The organism is Myxococcus sp. SDU36 (assembly GCF_030168875.1).
GTDB lineage: Bacteria > Myxococcota > Myxococcia > Myxococcales > Myxococcaceae > Myxococcus > Myxococcus vastator.
In genome coordinates this window covers 3,880,668-3,898,286 of sequence record NZ_CP077414.1, presented here as the reverse complement: position 1 = coordinate 3,898,286, position 17,619 = coordinate 3,880,668, and the positions used below count along the sequence as shown (strand labels likewise).

16 protein-coding genes are annotated in these 17,619 nt (G+C 70.1%); 10 read left to right on the top strand and 6 right to left on the bottom strand.

What is annotated here, in order from left to right; translation table 11 throughout:
* Nucleotides 1-49 precede the first annotated feature (49 nt).
* The 3 genes from mrpC to KGD87_RS15245 form a co-directional block, all read right to left on the bottom strand.
* Nucleotides 50-796 (bottom strand): Crp/Fnr family transcriptional regulator MrpC, encoded by a 747-nt coding sequence (gene mrpC / locus KGD87_RS15255; RefSeq protein ID WP_002634092.1) that lies wholly within the window; start codon nucleotides 794-796, stop codon nucleotides 50-52.
* A 273-nt stretch (nucleotides 797-1,069) separates the two neighbouring features.
* Entirely contained in the window at nucleotides 1,070-2,533 is a 1,464-nt protein-coding gene (locus KGD87_RS15250) for a sigma-54-dependent transcriptional regulator (protein WP_284668142.1), read from the bottom strand.
* Nucleotides 2,534-2,540: 7 nt separating this feature from the next.
* Entirely contained in the window at nucleotides 2,541-3,515 is a 975-nt protein-coding gene (locus KGD87_RS15245; RefSeq protein WP_350102280.1) for a sensor histidine kinase, read from the bottom strand.
* 95 nt (nucleotides 3,516-3,610) lie between these two features.
* Here KGD87_RS15245 and KGD87_RS15240 point away from each other — a divergent pair, with 95 nt between their 5' ends.
* From KGD87_RS15240 to KGD87_RS15230, 3 genes are all read left to right on the top strand, one after another.
* On the top strand, nucleotides 3,611-6,436 hold the full coding sequence (locus tag KGD87_RS15240) for a fused MFS/spermidine synthase (protein ID WP_284668140.1): 2,826 nt from the start codon (nucleotides 3,611-3,613) through the stop codon (nucleotides 6,434-6,436).
* A gap of 164 nt (nucleotides 6,437-6,600) precedes the next feature.
* On the top strand, nucleotides 6,601-6,858 hold the full coding sequence (locus tag KGD87_RS15235) for a hypothetical protein (RefSeq protein WP_176411347.1): 258 nt from the start codon (nucleotides 6,601-6,603) through the stop codon (nucleotides 6,856-6,858).
* 175 nt (nucleotides 6,859-7,033) lie between these two features.
* The gene (locus KGD87_RS15230; RefSeq protein ID WP_284668139.1) at nucleotides 7,034-7,813 is read left to right on the top strand and encodes a MerR family transcriptional regulator; all 780 of its coding nucleotides are present in this window, start codon (nucleotides 7,034-7,036) and stop codon (nucleotides 7,811-7,813) included.
* Here KGD87_RS15230 and KGD87_RS15225 read toward each other — a convergent pair.
* Nucleotides 7,810-8,940: a hypothetical protein gene (locus tag KGD87_RS15225; protein WP_284668138.1), complete on the bottom strand. Its 1,131-nt coding sequence runs from the start codon at nucleotides 8,938-8,940 to the stop codon at nucleotides 7,810-7,812. The genes KGD87_RS15230 and KGD87_RS15225 overlap by 4 nt on opposite strands.
* A gap of 116 nt (nucleotides 8,941-9,056) precedes the next feature.
* On the opposite strand from KGD87_RS15225, the gene KGD87_RS15220 reads away from it, so the two are divergent.
* The 5 genes from KGD87_RS15220 to KGD87_RS15200 all read left to right on the top strand — a co-directional run bounded on the left by KGD87_RS15220 (nucleotide 9,057) and on the right by KGD87_RS15200 (nucleotide 14,317).
* Nucleotides 9,057-10,382 carry an amidohydrolase family protein gene (locus KGD87_RS15220; RefSeq protein WP_284668137.1) on the top strand — a complete coding sequence of 442 codons (1,326 nt, stop codon included), beginning with the start codon at nucleotides 9,057-9,059 and terminating at the stop codon, nucleotides 10,380-10,382.
* 8 nt (nucleotides 10,383-10,390) lie between these two features.
* Nucleotides 10,391-11,377 carry a class I SAM-dependent rRNA methyltransferase gene (locus tag KGD87_RS15215; RefSeq protein ID WP_284668136.1) on the top strand — a complete coding sequence of 329 codons (987 nt, stop codon included), beginning with the start codon at nucleotides 10,391-10,393 and terminating at the stop codon, nucleotides 11,375-11,377.
* Nucleotides 11,378-11,488: 111 nt separating this feature from the next.
* Nucleotides 11,489-12,715, top strand: a complete 1,227-nt coding sequence (locus KGD87_RS15210; protein WP_284668135.1) for a serine/threonine protein kinase — start codon at nucleotides 11,489-11,491, stop codon at nucleotides 12,713-12,715.
* A 3-nt stretch (nucleotides 12,716-12,718) separates the two neighbouring features.
* Nucleotides 12,719-13,516, top strand: coding sequence for a tRNA pseudouridine(38-40) synthase TruA (gene truA, locus KGD87_RS15205; RefSeq protein WP_176417913.1), 798 nt, complete (start codon nucleotides 12,719-12,721; stop codon nucleotides 13,514-13,516).
* A 21-nt stretch (nucleotides 13,517-13,537) separates the two neighbouring features.
* Nucleotides 13,538-14,317 (top strand): hypothetical protein, encoded by a 780-nt coding sequence (locus KGD87_RS15200; RefSeq protein WP_284668134.1) that lies wholly within the window; start codon nucleotides 13,538-13,540, stop codon nucleotides 14,315-14,317.
* A 26-nt stretch (nucleotides 14,318-14,343) separates the two neighbouring features.
* On the opposite strand, the gene KGD87_RS15195 is transcribed toward KGD87_RS15200, so the two are convergent.
* Nucleotides 14,344-15,210, bottom strand: coding sequence for a universal stress protein (locus KGD87_RS15195; RefSeq protein WP_284668133.1), 867 nt, complete (start codon nucleotides 15,208-15,210; stop codon nucleotides 14,344-14,346).
* Between the two features lie 243 nt (nucleotides 15,211-15,453).
* Between KGD87_RS15195 and KGD87_RS15190 the strand changes: the two genes are divergently transcribed.
* Together KGD87_RS15190 and KGD87_RS15185 are read left to right on the top strand one after the other, a co-directional pair.
* Entirely contained in the window at nucleotides 15,454-15,582 is a 129-nt protein-coding gene (locus KGD87_RS15190; RefSeq protein WP_284668132.1) for a hypothetical protein, read from the top strand.
* A gap of 58 nt (nucleotides 15,583-15,640) precedes the next feature.
* Nucleotides 15,641-15,841: a hypothetical protein gene (locus tag KGD87_RS15185; RefSeq protein ID WP_284668131.1), complete on the top strand. Its 201-nt coding sequence runs from the start codon at nucleotides 15,641-15,643 to the stop codon at nucleotides 15,839-15,841.
* Between the two features lie 31 nt (nucleotides 15,842-15,872).
* On the opposite strand, the gene KGD87_RS15180 is transcribed toward KGD87_RS15185, so the two are convergent.
* Nucleotides 15,873-17,477, bottom strand: coding sequence for a Na+/H+ antiporter (locus KGD87_RS15180; protein WP_284668130.1), 1,605 nt, complete (start codon nucleotides 17,475-17,477; stop codon nucleotides 15,873-15,875).
* Nucleotides 17,478-17,619 lie beyond the last annotated feature (142 nt).

Here is a 17,619-nt window from a genome sequence, read left to right as displayed (position 1 = left end):
CGCGGGCGCACCGTTCGCTGGAAACACCACGGGCCGCGGGCGCGGGGGACTACTTCTCCTTGCCGGCGATCTTCCGCAGGGCCTTCTGGTCCCTCACGCAGAGGATGCGGCCGACGTTGCCGAGCACGCCCTCGCGCTTCATCTCGTTGATGAGCGTGGACACGAAGGAGCGGGAGGCGCCCACGAGGTCCGCGAGGTCCTGCTGGGTGATGCCGCGCAGGTCCGTCTCGCCGCCGTGCGGGCAGCGCTCGCCGTGCGCTTCCACCAGGGTGAGCAGGGTGTCCGCCAGGCGGGCCGGAACCTCCTTGAACGTCAGCCCCAGCACGCGCTTGCGCAGGGCACGCACGCGCTCGGCGTAGGCGCGGACCACGTCCACCGCCAGGGCCGGGCGGGCCTCCAACTGGGCGCGGAAGTCGCGGCCCTCGATGCTCCAGACCTCCGCCTCACCGGCGGCGATGGCCATCTCCTCAATCGGCGTGCCCTCGGGGCGGAACAGCTCGCCGAAGAGGTCGCCCGGGCGGAGGATGGACACCACGGAGCGGGTGCTGTTCTTGCCGATGCGCATCAGGCGCACGCGGCCGGACTTCAGCAGGTAGACGCGGTCGGTGTTGTCACCGGGGCGGTAGATGGTCGAGTTGTGCGGGAAGGACTCGACCTTGAAGTACCCCTTGAAGTCGATGGCCTCCTGGCCGGGCACCAGCTTGTTGGCGGTGACCATCATCCCGGAGCTGGTCGTCTGCAGCGGCGCCACGACGTTGGAACCGATGGGGCCGAGGGGGCGGTTGAATCCGTGCATGGCATTACTCCTGGGAAGGAAGGGTGGGGAAGTCGGGCCGGCTGCTTCAGCGGCGAACGGGACTTCCCTTCTCCAAGCTTCGTGCCAACGGGAATTGAAGTGCCGCCGGGCGAACACCTCCTGAAATGCCGGGTACTTAGCGCTACAGGCCCGCACCAGCCCCCGTCCTGTGTCCAAAACCTGAAACAGAACGTTCAAACAGTCTGATCAATTTGAACGAAACGTTCAAACCGGGGGCATGAGTGTCGGAGCAGCGACACTGTCCAGGAGTGCTCAGGACGCATCCTTCACGGGGAAGGTGTGCACTGGAGTGCTCTGGCCCTGTGCAAGAGCGTACTTCTGGAGCTTGCGCTCCAGGGTGGGGCGGCTGATTCCAAGGATCTGGCAGGTGCGACCCTTGTGCCCCTTGGTGACGGTCATCGCACGGGCGATGAGCTGGCGCTCGGCCTCTTCCAGAGTGGGAATCAGGCTGGCGTCGTCCTCGGCCGGGGCGGCGAACATGGCCCCGGCGGTGTGCGCGGAGGCCGCGCGGCCCGGCTCCGGCGAGGGGTGGGGGGACTCCAGGGCGGGCAGGTCGTCACCGCGCAGGACGTCACCGGGGGCCAGCACCACGGCGCGAATGAGCACGTTCTCCAATTCGCGCACGTTGCCGCGCCAGGGCAGGCGGGTGAGGCGCTCCATGACCTCGCCGGGCACGCGGGTGACGCGCTTGTGGACCTTCTCGTTGATGCGCTCGAGCAGGTGCTTCACCAGCGGGGGGATGTCCTCGCGCCGCTCGCGCAGCGGCGGAATCTGGAGGGTGATGACCTTGAGGCGCTGGTAGAGGTCCTCGCGGAAGCGGCCGGCCTCCACCTCCTCCACCAGGGCCCGGTGGGTGGCGGCGATGACGCGGGCGCGCAGCTTGATGCGCTTGACGCCGCCCACGCGCTCGAACTCGCGCTCCTGGAGCACGCGCAGGAGCTTGGCCTGGAGCATCAGCGACATGTCGCCAATCTCGTCCAGGAACACGGTGCCGTCCTCGGCCACCTCGAACTTGCCCGGCTTGCCCGCGGTCGCGCCGGTGAAGGCGCCCTTCTCGTGGCCGAATAGCTCGCTCTCCAGCAGCGTGTCGACGATGGCGGAGCAGTTGATGCCGATGAAGGGCCGCGGCTCGTCGTAGGAGTAGTTGTGGATGACGCGGGCGATGAGCTCCTTGCCGGTGCCGCTCTCGCCCGTAATCAGCACGGTGGCGTGGCTGCCGGTGACCTTTCCAATCTCCTTCACCAACTGCTGCATCAGCGGGCTGGTGCCCACGATGTCGCCCAGGCGGGCGGCGGCGTTCTCCCGGTGGACCTCGTCCGCGCGGCGCGACAGCTGGCGGTACTCCAGCGCGCGCTCCACCACCAGATCCAGGGCGGCCGGGTCCGGGAAGGGCTTGTGGATGTAGTCGAAGGCCCCGGCCTTCATGGCCCGGATGGTGGTCTCCATGTCGTGGTACGCGGTGACCAGGATGATGCGCGCGTCCCCGCACAGGCCCTTCATCTCCTCGATGATTTCCAGGCCCGTGCGGTCCGGGAGCATCATGTCGAGGATGACCACGCTGGGCATGGCCTCCTGGGCGGCGCGCAGCCCGGCCGCCGCGCTGGTGGCGGTGGACACCTGGTAGCGCGGCTGGCCGTCGTCCTCTATCTCCTCGAAGTGCATCTTCAGCGTTTCGAGGAGCGAGACGTCGTCGTCGACGATGAGAAGGGTCTCCATGGCGCTCTCAGGTGGCGAACGTCAGCGTCAGCACCACGCCCGGCTCGGCGCTGCCCCGGGCGGCCACGTCTCCCCCCACGCCCATCATCACCCGGCGCAGGGCGGCCAGGGACAGCCCGGCGCCCCGGGCCAGCCGGGAGCCGAAGGGCTCGAAGAGGGAGCCGTTCTCCTCCGGGGGCAGGGCGGCGGCGGGGTCGTGGAGGACCATCTTCACCTGGTGGGGACCGCTCCGGCGCAGGGCCACCTCCACCGGGCTGCCCTCCGCCTGGCCCATGGCGACGTTGAGCAGCACCTGGGCCAGCACGGGCCGCAGCCGCGTCGGGTCCACCCGGACGCGGGGCAGGTCGGGCTCCTCGTCCACGAGGACCTCCACGCGCCGCTCGGCCAGTTCGGGGGCCACCATCTCCGTGGCCTCCTGCACCACCCCCCGCAGCGGATGGGCGTCCAGCTTCGGGCTGGTGTCGCGGCCGTATTCGGACAGGAGCCAGAGCATGCGCTCCATGGTGCGAATCTCCCGGTTGGCGATGGTGAGCCGCCGCTTGTCCCTTTCATTGAGGCCGGTGTTCCGGGCCAGCGTCTGCACCGCCATCTTCACCGAGGAGAGGGGGTTGCGAATCTCGTGGCTGAGCGAGGAGGACAGCCGTGAAATCTGCACCGGGGGGGCGCCGTCCAGCACGGCGTTGAGGTCCAGCACGGTGGCGCTGGCCTCGCCGCCGTCCAGTCCCAGGGACAGCCGGAGGGGGGACGCGTCCTCGCCGCCGAGCTGGGCGGAGACGAACTCCACCGCGCGGCGGTCCTCGCGGGCGCGGGCGTCCAGCTCACGGGCGCGCCTGGGCGACACGCCGAGGACCTCATGGAGCGGCTGCTCCAACAGGGCCCCCACGGGGCGGCGCAGGATGCTGGAGAGGTCGCCTTCGGCGCGTGTCACCCGCAGGCTTGGAGTCCAGGCGAGCATCGCGGCTTGCAGGAGATGGGTGTTCATTTGATGGGCCTGAAACATACCGACTAAGGTTCCGCGCTGTCCCCATGTCATCTACGGCGCGTTTTCCTAAGAACCTTGTGGCCTGCCTCCTCTTCATGTCCGGGGGCACTGCGCTCGTCTACGAACTCGTCTGGTCCAAGTACCTCGGGAATGTCCTGGGGAACAGCGGCCAGGCGCATGCCGTGGTGCTCGCCACGTTCATGGGCGGGCAGGCGCTGGGGGCATTTGTTTTCGGGCGGACAGCCGACCGGGCCAGGAACCCCCTGGCGCTGTACGGCCTGCTGGAGCTGGGCGTGGGTCTGTACGCGTTCGCCTTCCCCTATGTGCTCGACGTGCTGGGGGCGCTGTGGCTGAGCGTGGCCCCCTCCGTGCCGGAGGGCTGGCGGCTGGGGCCCCGGCTGGTGGTCTCCGCCACGTCGCTGCTGATTCCCACGCTGCTGATGGGCGGCACGCTGCCGGCCCTGGTGCGGCACTTCGCCTCCAGCCTGTCGGGGGTGCGCTACGAGCTGGCGCGGCTGTACGCCGTCAACAGCCTGGGCGCGGCGGTGGGCGTGTTCATCGCCGGGACGAAGCTGGTGCCCGCCATCGGCCTGTCCTCGTCGGCGGGGCTGGCCGCGGGGCTCAACATCTTGCTGGCGCTGGCCGCGTTGGCGCTGGCCCGGCGCTTCCCACCCGCGCTGATGCCGGGACAGACGCCTCCTCCGGAAGCGGGCGAGGCGGAGGTGTCCTATCCGCGCGTGGCGGTGCGGGCGGCGCTCATCGGCGTGCTGCTGTCGGGCTTCACCTCCATGCTGTACCAGGTGACGTGGATCCGCCTGCTGTCCATCGTCCTGGGCGCGTCCACCTACGCCTTCACGCTCATCCTCACCGCGTTCATCATGGGCATCGGCCTGGGCAGCTTCTGGCTGATGACGCGCAAGGGACAGGTGGACTCGCTGCGCCTGTTCGGCCGGCTCCAGGTCGCGCTGGTGGCCAGCATCTGCGTGGCGCTGCCGCTCTACGTCCGGCTGCCGCACCTGTTCCGCAAGGCGCAGTGGATGATGACGCGCTCGCTGGACACCTGGCCGCTGTTCCAGGTGCTGACCTTCAGCTTCTGCTGCCTGGTGCTGCTGGTGCCCACCTTCTTCATGGGCGCGGCCTTCCCGGCGGCGGCGCGCGTGGCCACGGCCAAGGTGTCCGAGGTGGGGCGCCAGCTGGGCGGCGTCTACCTGTGGAACACGGTGGGCACGATTACCGGTTCGGCGCTGGGCGTGCTGGTGCTGATGCCGTGGTGGGGCATGGAGGGCAACTTCATCGCGGGCGTGGCGGCCAACCTGCTCGGCGCGGGGCTGGCCTTCCACGCGGCGCCGGGCCGGCCCGCGCAGCCGGCGCGCGCCTTGTGGCCGGTGGCCGCCACGGCGGTGCTGGCGCTGGGGGTGCTGGGCGGGATGAGCGGCTGGGCGGTGCGGTTGTCGGGTATCGCCTCCATCCGCTCCCATGAGAAGCCGCCGGAGAGCTACGCGAAGCTGGTGGCGGACACGGAGGCCATCATCCGCCCCATCTTCTACCAGGACGACACCTTCGCCACGGTGATGGTGGCGGACGCGCCGGTGGAGAACCTGCGCTTCATGAAGCTCAACGGGAAGATTGACGCGTCCAACGGCGGGGACGCGGAGACGCAGGTCGTGGCCGGCCACCTGGGCGCGCTCCTGCATCCACGCGAGCCGAAGACGGTGCTGCTGGTGGGCGCGGGCGCGGCCATCACCGCGGGCAGCGTGCTGGCGCACCCCGTGGAGCACCTGGACATGGTGGAGATTGCCCCGGCCGTCATCGACGCAGCGCGCCTGTTCAAGGCGGACAACCGCAACGCGGTGGACGACCCTCGCACGCACGTGCACGTGGACGACGCCAAGACGTTCATGGCGCTGTCTCCGCGCAAGTACGACCTGGTGGTGAGCGTGCCCTCCAACCCGTGGGTGGCGGGCGTGTCCGGCCTCTTCACGCGGGACTTCTTCCAGACGGTGGACCGGCACCTGGCGGACGACGGCGTGCTGGTGCAGTGGATTCACACCTACGAGAGCAACGAGGACCTCATCAAGCTGGTGGTCCGCACCCTGCGCGACACCTTCCCGCACGCCACCACGTGGCTGGGGCCGCATGACCTGGTGATGGTGGCCAGCCGCAAGCCCCTGGCCTTCGACGCGGCGCGCTTGGCCGAGCGCATGGGACATCCGGAGGTGCGCAAGGACTTGTCCCGCGTGGGCATCAACGACGTGTTCGCGCTGCTGTCCAAGCAGGTGCACAGCGAGGCCGGCCAGCTCGAGTTCGCCGGTGAGGGGCCCATCAACACCGACGACCACAACCTGCTGGAGTACGCGTCGCCCATCGCCTTCTTCGTGTCGAACCTGGACGTGCGGGTGCGGGACGAGCGGCGCGCGCCGGAAGGGGCGGACCGCCTCTTCGTGCACGACTACGTCCAGCAGCACCCGCCCACCGCGGAGCAGGCCGCCGGGCTGTACCGGAACATCGAGCGCTACCACGCGCCCAATGACCCCATGGTGCGCGGCGCGGCCGCCCAGTGGCGGCGGCTGGCCCCCGACAGCCCCGAGTCCGCCCTGGCCCTGGGCAAGGCGGCGCTGGCCCAGCAGGATTTGACGCTGGCCGCCTCGCTCCTGGAGCCCGAGGTGGCGCGGGGGGGCCGCGAGCCCGCCCTGGTGACGGCGTACCTGCGGCTCGTCACGGCGCGGACCTGGGCCTCGCGTACCCTGTGGACGCCTGTCGGTGCCCTGCACGACACCGTGGCCCTGGGGCGCGAGGTCGCCTCCCGCCACCCGGACGACGAACACCTGGCTCGGGCGCTGCGCTCGCTGTGCGAGGCGCTGCCCCGTTCGAGCTGCGAGGGCACCGCCCCGGCGCCCGTCGCCGCCCCTGGGGGCCCCTGAAATGGGGCCGTGGATCAGCAGAAACGGGCCAATCGCCTGGAATCACTGAGAATTCCTGGCATCCTCCCGATGACGGATGGAGGTGCAGGTGGGATCTGCCCTAGGGTACGAATCACCCAAGCAGCAGGGTGTCTTTTCCACCACTGCAATCCCCGGAGAGTTCCATGAAGGCGATCTCGAAGAAGCAGCAGCTCCGCAAGGCTCGTGGCCAGGGCATGACCGAGTACATCATCATCGTCGCCCTCATCGCGATCGCCGCCATCGGCGTGGTGACCCTGTTCGGCGACAACATCCGCAAGCTGTTCGGCGCCTCCGCCGACGCGCTGGCCGGTAACGCCGCCGTCGAGTCCGAGGCGACCGAGCGTCAGCGCAACCTCGAGAAGAAGACCATCAAGACGTTCGGCCAGAACAACGCGTACTGAGCCGTGTCCTTCCGGGGGGAGCCAAACCTGCTTCGCGCGGGTGGCTCCTCTCGGGCGGCCGAGGTCGAGGGCTGAGTCGTCAGCCCCGTGCCCGGCCGGAAGTGGCAGCACCCCCGCCCAGGGGGTTGACCCTCACGCGACGTGAGGCCCTACACCTCCTCATCACGAGGTGGAGATGGCCCTGACGGTGAGCCAGGTCGCCCGGCTGGCGAAAATCAGCATCCGCGCGCTGCACCATTACGACGAGCTGGGCCTGCTGTGTCCTTCGGACCGCAGCGAGGCCGGCTACCGGCTCTATTCGCAGGCGGACCTCCAGAAGCTCCAGCAGGTGCTCTTCTTCAAGGAGCTGGGCTTCCCGCTGGAGGACATCCGCCGCATCCTGGGCGACCCCACCTTCGACCTGCGCACCGCGCTGCGGATGCAGCGGCAGCTCCTGACGGAGCGGGCCGCCCGTCTGGACGCGCTGGTGCATGCCGTGGACTCAGCGCTGGACGCGCTAGAGAAGGGGACGCACGTGGACAAGGACGCGATGTTCGAGGCCTTCGGCGACTTCGACCCCTCGAAGTACGAGGAGGAGGCGAAGCAGCGCTGGGGGAACACGGAGGCCTACAAGGAGTCCGCCCGGAGGACGGCGCGCTACAAGAAGGAGGACTGGAAGCGCATCAAGGAGGAGGGGGACGCCCTCTTCCAGGCGCTGGCGGACCTGCTCGCGGCGGGCACCAGCGCCGGGTCAGCCGCGGCCCTGGACCTGGCCGAGGCGCACCGGCGATACCTGGGCAAGTGGTTCTACGCGTGCCCGCCCGCCATGCACCGAGGCCTGGGGGAGCTGTACGTGGCGGACTCGCGCTTCATGGAGAACATCGACAAGGTGCGCCCTGGCCTGTCGCTGTTCCTGCGGGACGCCTTCGCGGCGAACGCGGAGCGGCAGGGGGCCGCCGCCGCGCCCCGCGGCTAGCTGAAGCCCAGCCGCTTCAACATCACCGCGCGGATGGAGGGAATCCGGAAGCGGTAGATGAGGGCGTCCGCGAAGTAGTGCGCCAGCACGCACGCGAAGCCCAGGGACGTCATGACGCGAAGCAGGGGATGCGTCTCCGCCATGCCCATGTTGCTGCCCAGCGCGCCGCGCACCACGCCCTGCTGGAGCAGGCCGTGCACCGCGCCCAGCGCCAGCAGGGGCAGCATGGACGCAATCATCGCCGGGACGATGAACTTCCGCGGCAGCCGGGGCGCGTCACCCTCGCGCGGCTCCAGCATCCGCGCGGTGAGCATGTAGTACTCCAGGCCGTGCATGCCGGGCAGCATGACGTAGCCCCAGGTGGGCGCCACCAGCACCAGCCCGGTCGCCGTCGCCATGGCCAGGAGGTAGAGCACCTTGGGCCCGCTGACAGCCTCCGCGCGCAGCACGGCGCGGAACAGCAGCATGAAGTAGCCCAGCCACACCGCCAGCAGCACCCCCAGCGCCCCGTGCGGCAGCACGTGGCCCTGGCCCACGTCCAGGTACGCCGGCGCGTCGGGACCGGGGGCCTCCGGCACGAAGAAGATGCGCACCAGCAGCAGCGTGAGCAGCAGCGGGACGTACATCTGCTGCAGCTTGCGTTCCAGCGCCGACGCGCCGGGCAGGCCCGCCTTGCCCGCGCGCAGCCCGTGGAGGGACCAGAGGCCCCGGTGCTGGGACAGGGTGTGGTGCGTGCCGAAGACGTTGAAAATCACCGCCACGCCATACGTGTGCGCCGTGCGCTCCGCGTAGAAGGTGAAGAAGAGCACCGTGCCCACCGCGAGCATGGCCAGCGAGCCCGCCAGCACCTGCCGGGGCTGCCCCGGAGCGGACGTCAGCACGTCCCGGTGCACCGCGAAGAGCAGGAACGTGAGGATGACGTGGGTGGCGTTGCCGAGCAGGTTCTGCGCCGTCCAGGCTGAGAGGCGGTGCGCGCCCTCCGCGGCGCCCGGGGCCAGCCAGACGTTGGCGGCCGCCGTGCACAGGGCCAGGGCCAGGGGCAGGGCGACGATGAGGGCATCCGCCCGCGGCGAGAAGAGCCACAAGCCTCGGAAGGCCAGCGCCCCTCGCTGAGAGGGAGCCGTCACGGGAGACGGGGAGTTCACGGCGGGGCTCAGCGGCGTCATACCGTACGGACCCTAACATGCTCGCGGGTCGCCGCGCCGCTCGCGCCGCGCCGGGCCCGTGGTAGAACAGGGCTTTCATGGAAGGCCGCCTGCTTCTGAAAGACTGTGCCGTGTTCAGGGCGGACGGACGCGTCCGCCATGGCATGGCCGTGGTGGTGGAAGGCAACACCATCCGCCGCGTGGCTCCGGACGCCCAGGTGCCCGTGCTGCCCGGGGACTGGGAGGTCGCCTGTCACGGCCGGCTGGTGGCGCCGGGCCTGGTGGACTGCCACACGCACCTCGTCAACGGCCAGCTGCTGCCGCCCACGGGGCACTTCCTGATGCTGCCGCCCCGCGAGCGCCTGGACCGGCTCCGGAGCGTGGCGCGCCTCCTCACGAACGAGGACGTGGAGGCCCTCACCCGCTACGCGGCGGCCCGTGCCCTGCGCCACGGCGTCACCCTGGCGGTGGAGCACCTGTCCTGCCAGGACGTGGCCGGCGGGCTCGCCGCTCAGGCGCGCGCCGCGGAGGCGGTGGGCTTGCGGCTGGTGACGAGCCACTCCACCCACGGGCTGGACGGCGCGGCGCAGGCGCAGACGTGGCTGGACGCCAACGCGGACTTCACGCGCGCGCAGCGGGACCACCCGCTGGTCCGGGGCGCGCTCGGCTTCCATGCGTCATTCACGTGTGATGACGCGCTGCTGCGCCGCATCGCGGAGCTGAGCCGGGTGCTGGACGCGCCCACCGTCTTCCACCTCGCGGAGAGCGAGGACGACCTCTCCTCCACCTACGCGCAGCACGGCAAGCGCGTAGTTCCGCGGCTGGATGCGCTGGGGCTGCTCGGGCCGCGGGCCATCGCGGGTTATGCGCGCGTGCTGGACAGCGCGGAGGCGGAGCTGCTGGAGCAGAGCGGGGCCTTCGTGGCGCTGGCGGCCCGGGGCGTGCGCACGCTGGAGCGGGGCGCGGACCCCATGGACGCGGTGCTGTCGCGGGTCCACCTGCTGGGGCTCGGCACGGGGGGCCATGGCAGCCTCCAGGACGAGCTGCTCGCCGCGCTGGTGGGCGTGCTGCGCATCTCCCGTTCGGGACGGATGCCGGACGTGGATGGCGCGGTGGCGCACCTGCTGGTCAACGGCCCGGCGGAGCTGTGCACGCGGCTGTTCGGCCTGCCCTCCGGGAATGTGGAGGAGGGGTGCATCGCGGACCTCGTCGTCTATGACGTCGTGCCCACCGCGGACCCGGAGACGGGCTATTCGCCCTATCTGATAGGGCAGCTGGCGCATTCACCGGTGGGGTGGACCATCGTCAATGGTCGGGTCTGTGTGCGGGAGGGCCAGGTGCTGGGGTTTGACTACGTGGCGCTTTCCCGCGCGGCGACCCAGGCGCTGGAGCGTGTCTGGACGCGCGCGCGTCTGGGCAGTTGAGCGGCGGCATGAGCGCATTGCCTTCTTCCCTGGTGGAGACGCTGCGCGCCTCGCGCGGCCGGCGTGGTCCGCTGCTGGGCGACGCGCGGACCACGGCCTGGCGCGTGGTGAACGCCGAAGCGGACGGCGTGCCGGAGGTGACGGCGGATGTGTTGGGTGACGTGTACGTCATCAGCCTCTATCGGGACTTCACGCCGGCGGAGGAGGAGACGCTGCTCGACGCGGCCGTGGCCGCCTGGGCGCCGCGGAGCCTCTACCTCAAGCGGCGTCCCCGGGAGGCGCGGATCCTGGCCAACGTGGCGAAGGAGTCGCTCGCGCCCGAGGCTCCCGCCCGGGGCGACGCGGTGGAGTCCTTCACCGCGCTCGAGAACGGACTGAAGTTCCTCATTCGTCCGGCGCAGGGGCTGTCGGTGGGGCTGTACCTGGACATGCGGTACACGCGGGCGTGGCTGCTGTCGCAGGCGCGGGGCCTCACCGTGCTCAACCTCTTCTCATACACCTGTGCCTTTGGCGTCGTGGCCATGGCGGGCGGCGCGAAGCGGGCGCTCAACCTGGATGCGAGCCGGCGCGTGCTGGAGTGGGGCGAGGAGAACGCGCGCCTCAACGGGCAGACGGTGGACCGGTACGACTACGTGGCCGGCGACGTGTTTGACTGGCTGAAGCGGCTGGCGAAGAAGGGGGAGTCCTTCGACATCGTCATCTCGGATCCGCCGTCGTTCTCCACGACGCGCAGCGGCCGGTTCTCCGCGGCGCGGGACTACGCTCGGCTGGCCGAGGCCGCCGCGCGCGTGGTGAGTCCGGGCGGGCAGTTGGTGGCGTGCTGCAACCACGCCGGGCTGCCTGCTCGCCGCTTCGAGGCCATGGTGCTCGAAGGGGTTTCCCAGGCGGGACGGCAGGGGAAGGCGCTGGGCTCGCTCGGGCCTTCCGCGTTGGACTTCCCTCCGCCGCCCGGGCAGGAACCCGCGCTGAAGGTGCACCGGGTTCAGGTCCGGTAGCAGGCGTGCGAGCGTCGACGACGGCGGTCCGTCAGGGCTGGGCTGGACGGGGTGTGCGTCGCCCAAGTTTGTTGCCACTCCGCGGCTCGGCACAGGTAGGCTCGCCGGGCCATGCCTCCCGCCGCCCCGCAGCGCGACACCGGCCGCTTTGGAAAGTACCGCCTCATCGACCGCATCGCCGTGGGGGGCATGGCCGAAATCTTCCTCGCGTATCAGCAGCAGGATGACGGCCGCGAGTCCCCCGTCGTCATCAAGCGCATCCGCCCGCACCTGTCCAAGCACACGGCCTTCGTGAAGATGTTCCTCAACGAGGCCCGGCTCGCCGCGCAGCTCAACCATCCCAACGTCGTGCAGATTCACGACCTGGGAAAGATTGCCGACAGCTACTTCATCGCCATGGAGTACGTGTCCGGCCGGGACATGCGCCGCGTCGTCCCCAAGGCGGAGGCGCTGGGGATTCCCTTCCCGCTGGTGTACGCGGTGAAGATTGCCTCGTGCGTCTGCGCGGGCCTGCACCACGCGCACACCAAGGTGGACCTGTACGGCAACCCGCTCAACATCGTCCACCGGGACGTGTCACCGGAGAACATCGTCGTCGCCTTCGATGGCTCGGTGAAGATTCTGGACTTCGGCATCGCCAAGGCCGCCAACCAGATGGAGCAGACGCGCAACGGCGAAATCAAAGGCAAGCTCAGCTACATGAGCCCGGAGCAGTGTCTGGGCAAGCCGCTCGATTGCCGCAGCGACGTCTTCTCCCTGGGCGTGGTGCTCTACGAGTGGCTCACCGGCTTCAAGCTCTTCACCGGCGAGTCCGAGGCCGCGGTGATGCGCAGCATCACGGACGGGAAGATCTACGCGCCGTCGTACTTCCGCGAGGACCTGCCGGAGCGCCTGGAGAGCATCCTGATGCGGGCGCTGGAGCGCGACCGGGACAAGCGCTACCTGACGGCCGCGCAGATGCAGAAGGACCTGGACGCCTTCCTGGACGCGTACGACTTCACGCCCACGGCGCTGCACCTGTCCAACTTCATCAAGCAGCTCTTCGAGGAGGAGCTGGCCGCCGAGCAGCGCCGCCTGGCCGTGCGCGCCGCCGCCGCGCCCACGTCGGAGGAGGCCCTGGAGCTGTCGGAGGTGGCGGACGCGCTCGACACCGCGAAGGCCATGCCCGCTCCGGAGCCGGAGCCCCCGGCCCAAGATGGCCGCACCGAGCCACGCACCCTGGCCGTGCCGCTGAGCCCCGCCGTCTCGGAGGCGCTGGAGGCGGTGGCCCGCCGCAACAACGTGCCCGCGGGCCGCATGGTGGCCGAGCTGCTCGAGTCCTGGCTCAAGTACCGCTGACCCATGCCCCGGCTGAAGCTGACGCTCGAATACGAAGGAACGCGCTACGTGGGCTGGCAGGTGCAGCCCAACGGGCCCTCCATCCAGTCCGTGCTGGAGTCGGGACTGGAGCGGCTGTTGGGGGCGCGGGTGTCGGTGGCGTCGGCGGGGCGCACGGATGCGGGCGTGCATGCCTCCGGGCAGGTGGCCTGCTTCGACGCGCCCCGGGTGTTGCCGATGAAGGCCTACGTCATGGGGCTCAATGGCCTGCTGCCGCCCGACGTGGCCGTGGTGGACGCGGTGGAGGTGGCCGAGGACTTCGACCCGCGCCGCTGGTCCCGGGGCAAGCGCTACCGCTACCGCGTGAGCAACCGGCGCACGCGCTCGCCCCTGCGGCGGATGACGCACTGGGAAGTCTTCGCGCCGTTGGACGTGGAGGCCATGCGGCGGGCGGCCGCGCACCTGCTGGGGCGGCACGACTTCTCCGCCTTCAGGGCCGCGGACTGCCAGGCGAAGCACGCGGTGCGCGAGCTTCGGAGCCTGACGGTGGAGGGCGCTTCGGGGGACGCCGTGTCCTTCGTGGTGGAGGGCACCGCGTTCCTGAAGCACATGGTGCGAAACCTGGCGGGGACGCTGGTGGAGGTGGGGAAGGGCCGGCGGCCCGAGTCCTGGGTGGCGGAGGTGCTGGCCTCCAAGGAGCGCAAGCGCGCCGGGCCCACCGCTCCGCCCCAGGGGCTGGTGCTGGAGGCGGTCTTCTACGGGGACGGCCCGCCTGCCCGCACGTCGAGGGGAACGGCCGACTTGGAAGAGGATGAGGGCTGAAGTGGAGTAGGCTGCCTGCCCGTGAGCTCCAAGACGAGTGTCCTCGAACCGCTGCGCGTCCGTGTCCGTCGCTTCCAGTTCATCATGGGACTGGGGTTCATCGCGCTCATCGCGGGGTCGATTCTGAGCGTGGCGCTGACGCTCCGGCTGAGCGTGCGCATCCAGGCGGTGCCCGTGGGCGTGCTGCGGTTGGCGCTGGCGGTGCTGCTGGAGAATCTGTGGGTGCTCGGGGTGTTGCCGGTGCTGTGCTACGGCGCCGCGCGGGTGATGGAGTTGCGTCCGTGGACCACGGCGGGCGGCGCGGCGCTCACGGGCGCCGTCTTCCTGAACGCGATGGCCTTCATCCAGAGTGGCGTGTACGGGCTGTGGGCCGGGGATGTCGGCTCGCTGTTCAGTCTGGCGGCCTTCGCCGGAGGTGTCGTGCTCAGCGCGCGCGCGGTGATGATGGGCCGGGACGCCGCGGCACAGCAGTCGGTGAAAACCCAGGTCAAGGCAGAGGAGCGCAAGTCCGAGTACGACGAGTTCCTCCGCGCGGCGGAGCAGGGCGGGGCGCGGCTGGAGCAGCGCGAAGCCCAGTCCACCGCCGTGGCTGGAGGCGCGCTCACGGGCGCGGCCCACGCGGCGACGGCTGCCCCCGAGGTGGCTCAGGCGCCCGCTGGCGATGCGAACGCCGCTGCATCGCAGGCGCAGGACCCCGGTGGCTCGGAGCCCATCGCGGCGGAGGGGACCGGCGCGGCGCCAGCGCGGTCCGCTGGCGCTTCGGAGTCCGACATCAAGGTAGACAAGGCCCCCTCGGCCTGAGTCCGCGCGGGCGGAGGGCCTTCACGCTACTCGCCGGACTCGGCCTCGCGGACGACGAGCACGTCGCACTTCGCCTCACGAATGAGGTCCGTCGCGACGCTCCCGAGCAATGCGAACGCCACCCCGGAGCGCGCCCGGGTGCCCAGCGCCAGCAGGTCCGCGCCCTGGTCGTCCACGAACTCGAGGACGATGGAGCGTGAGCCGCCGTTCTCCATCACCAGGTGGTACGGGACGTCGACCGCGTCGAGCTCCTGCTGCAACGCCTTGAGCTTGCGCTCCGCGGACGCCTTGAACGTCTGCTGGTAGTGCTTGTGCTCCTTCGTCGTCAGCCCGGGGAACACCGCGTACTCCAGCGGCACGTCATACGCGTGCACCAGCGTCAGCTCGGCGCCGGGCGTCATCAGCGTGGGAACGAAGCTCGCCGCGCGCTTGGACGCCTCGTCCGCGTCCACGGCCACCACGGGCCGGAGGTAGGGCCCGGGGGCGCGCCGGTTGACGATGAGCACGGGCAACTCGCCACCGCGGATGACGTTCTCCGCCGTGGAGCCCAGGAACATGTTGCGCAGCGGCTTGTCGCCATGCCGGCCCAGGATGATGAGCTCCGCGCCAAAGGCACGGGCCCGCCGCAGGATGGCCTCCACGGGCTTTCCTCGAGCGATGCGCGTCTCGACGGTGGCCGAGCGACCCTCGGCACGCAGCACCTTGCGCAGCCGCTCGGCGACCCGCTCCAGCTCGCGCGCGGTGGCCTGGAGCGCTCGGGTGCCCAGCTCCGCGGGCATGCGGCTGGGGAGGGCGTGTGTCACCAGCACCTTCGCGCCGTCCGCGAGTGGCAGGTGTCCAGCCCTGCCCACCGCGTGGGTGCTCGCCTCCGAGAAATCAGTGGCGAGCAGCACTCTGCAAAGTCGCCGCGGGAACGCCTGCTTTCGTGGTTTCACCCACGAGAATCTAGCAGGTTGTCTCGTGCCGACGGAACGCGCCGCGTTCTCCTGGGACGCAGCGGTGGAGGCCCCTCCGAGGATGTTGCCCAGGTGACCCCGCTACGACAACCAGGGCATCGACAGCCTGATGCTGGCGTACGCCGCCTCCGAATCCCCGCCCACGCTCATCATCTCCGACGTGAGCACGCAGAGCCCCGGATGTACGACGCCCCGGAGAACCCGACGAAGCGCGGCTGGGTGACGCTGAAGGGTGTCTCGTGGATGGCGTACGGGCTGTTCGCGTTGACGCTGGCCTCCCGCGGCCATCCTCGCGTGGCGCGGCTTTGAGACGGCCAGCCAGGGAAGGTGGGCGCCTCGCGACTCCTTCCTGTACCTCATCCCTGGCGTGCTGACCGCGGCGGTCGCCACGTCGCGGGTCTGGGCGCGGGCACGGCTCAACGACGTCATGGCGCTGCTGGACGACAGCCAGTTCACCGCCGTGGAGTCCGCGGGCGCGGCGACCCTCTACGAGCGGCTGCGCCAGCAGTGGGTGGTGCTCAACCAGGAGCGTGCCCAGCCCCAGGTCCAGCAGCCCGTGGCCGCCTGAGGTCCCCGCGGCGTGGGCGAGCCCGGGTGAATCAGGCGCTCGCGGCGCTCGCGGGCGCCCCCTCGTCCTCCGGGACGTGGCTCTCGGCGGCGTCCGCGGCGGCGATGCGGTCATCCAGCTCCCCGGTCAGCCGCTCGAAGGCTTCCTTGCCAATGGTGGCGGACTGGTAGGCCTTGAGCAGCGAGGCCTTCTCCACCATCAGGACGCGGCGGATGGCCTCCTGGTGCTCCTCTTCGTGGAAGCGCGTCGACTGCTGCTTGAGCGCGGCCAGCTCCTTCTCCGCGATGGACTCCTTCTCCTGGTAGTCCTTCTCCAATCGCGCCGCGACGTCTCCCGGAATCTCCCGGGTGCGGCGCATGCCCTCCAGCGCGGCCAGCGCCGCGTGAATGGTGCCCAGGCGGCCTCGGGCCAGCTCGTACTGCTCCTGGAACTCGTCCTTGAGGCCGGTGATGCGCAGCTTGCGCAGCAGCGGCGCCATGGTGAGGCCCTGGAAGATGATGGAGAGCACCACCACGCCGAACGTCATGTTCACCAGCAACTCGCGGTGGGCGAAGCTGGCGGGGAGGCCGAGCACCAGCACCATGGAGATGGCGCCGCGCAGTCCGCTCCAGGTGAGCACCGCGCTCCAGGCCCAGGGAATCCGCTCGGAGGAGAAGCGCAGCAGGGCGGACACGCCGTACACGACGAGCGCCCGGGCGACCATCACCACCACGTAGGCCACGAGGATGGGCTTCCATGACGCCAGCAGCGACTCGATGTTCACCTCCAGCCCGATGAGGAGAAACACCACGGAGTTGAGCGCGAAGGCCAGGTACTCCCAGAAGCTCGCCACCGCGATGCGGGTGGCCGGGCTCATGCCCTGGTTCGAGGCCCAGTTCCCGCACAGCATGCCGGCCACCACCGTCGCGATGACGCCCGAGTAGTGGAAGTGCTCGGCCACCACGAACGAGCCATAGGCCGCGATGACGGTGAGGGTGATTTCCACCATCGCGTCGTCCACGCGCTTGATGACCTGCGAGGCGGCGAAGCCCACCACGCTGCCCACCAGCACGCCCATGCCGAAGACCTTGATGAAGGTGACCAGGGCGCCGCCCACCGTGAAATGGGTGCCGGTGGTCGTCGCCACGATGAGCGTGAAGAGCACGACCGCCGCGCCGTCGTTCAGCAGGCTCTCTCCTTCCACCAGAAGGAGCAGCCGCTTGGGCGCGCCCAGGGATTTGAAGAGCGCGACCACCGCGATGGGGTCGGTGGCCACGATGACGGAGGCGAACACCAACGCGGACAGCATCCCGAAGCCCTCGACGAAGTGCAGCCCCTCCACCACGCCGATGAGGAAGAACGCCGTCAGGCCCGTGGCGGCCACGAGCCCGGGGATGGCCATGGCGTGGATGGCCAGCTTGTTCTTCCAGAACTTGCGGAACTCGACGTGGAAGGCCGCTTCGAAGAGCAGCCCCGGCAGGATGACGGCGAAGAGCAGCTCCTTCGTGAGGTGCGGCGGCTCGAACGCCTTGAACGCGCCCAACAGCACACCCGCGACGACGAGCGCGACCGTATAGGGGAATTTGAAGTACCGCGCGGCGATGGCCACGGCGGTCGCGATGGCGAAAATCAGTACGAAAGCCAACTCGAAGTGCATCGTCCCTTACCCGTCTGAATCAAGGCGCCGGACCATAGCGCAGGTGCGCTGAGCAGGGCCGGGTGCCGCTCTCGCGGAAGGCATTGCGAAACGCCAGGGTGAGGTGAAATGCAAGGCGGCATGGCCCTCGCCTGGCTGCTCT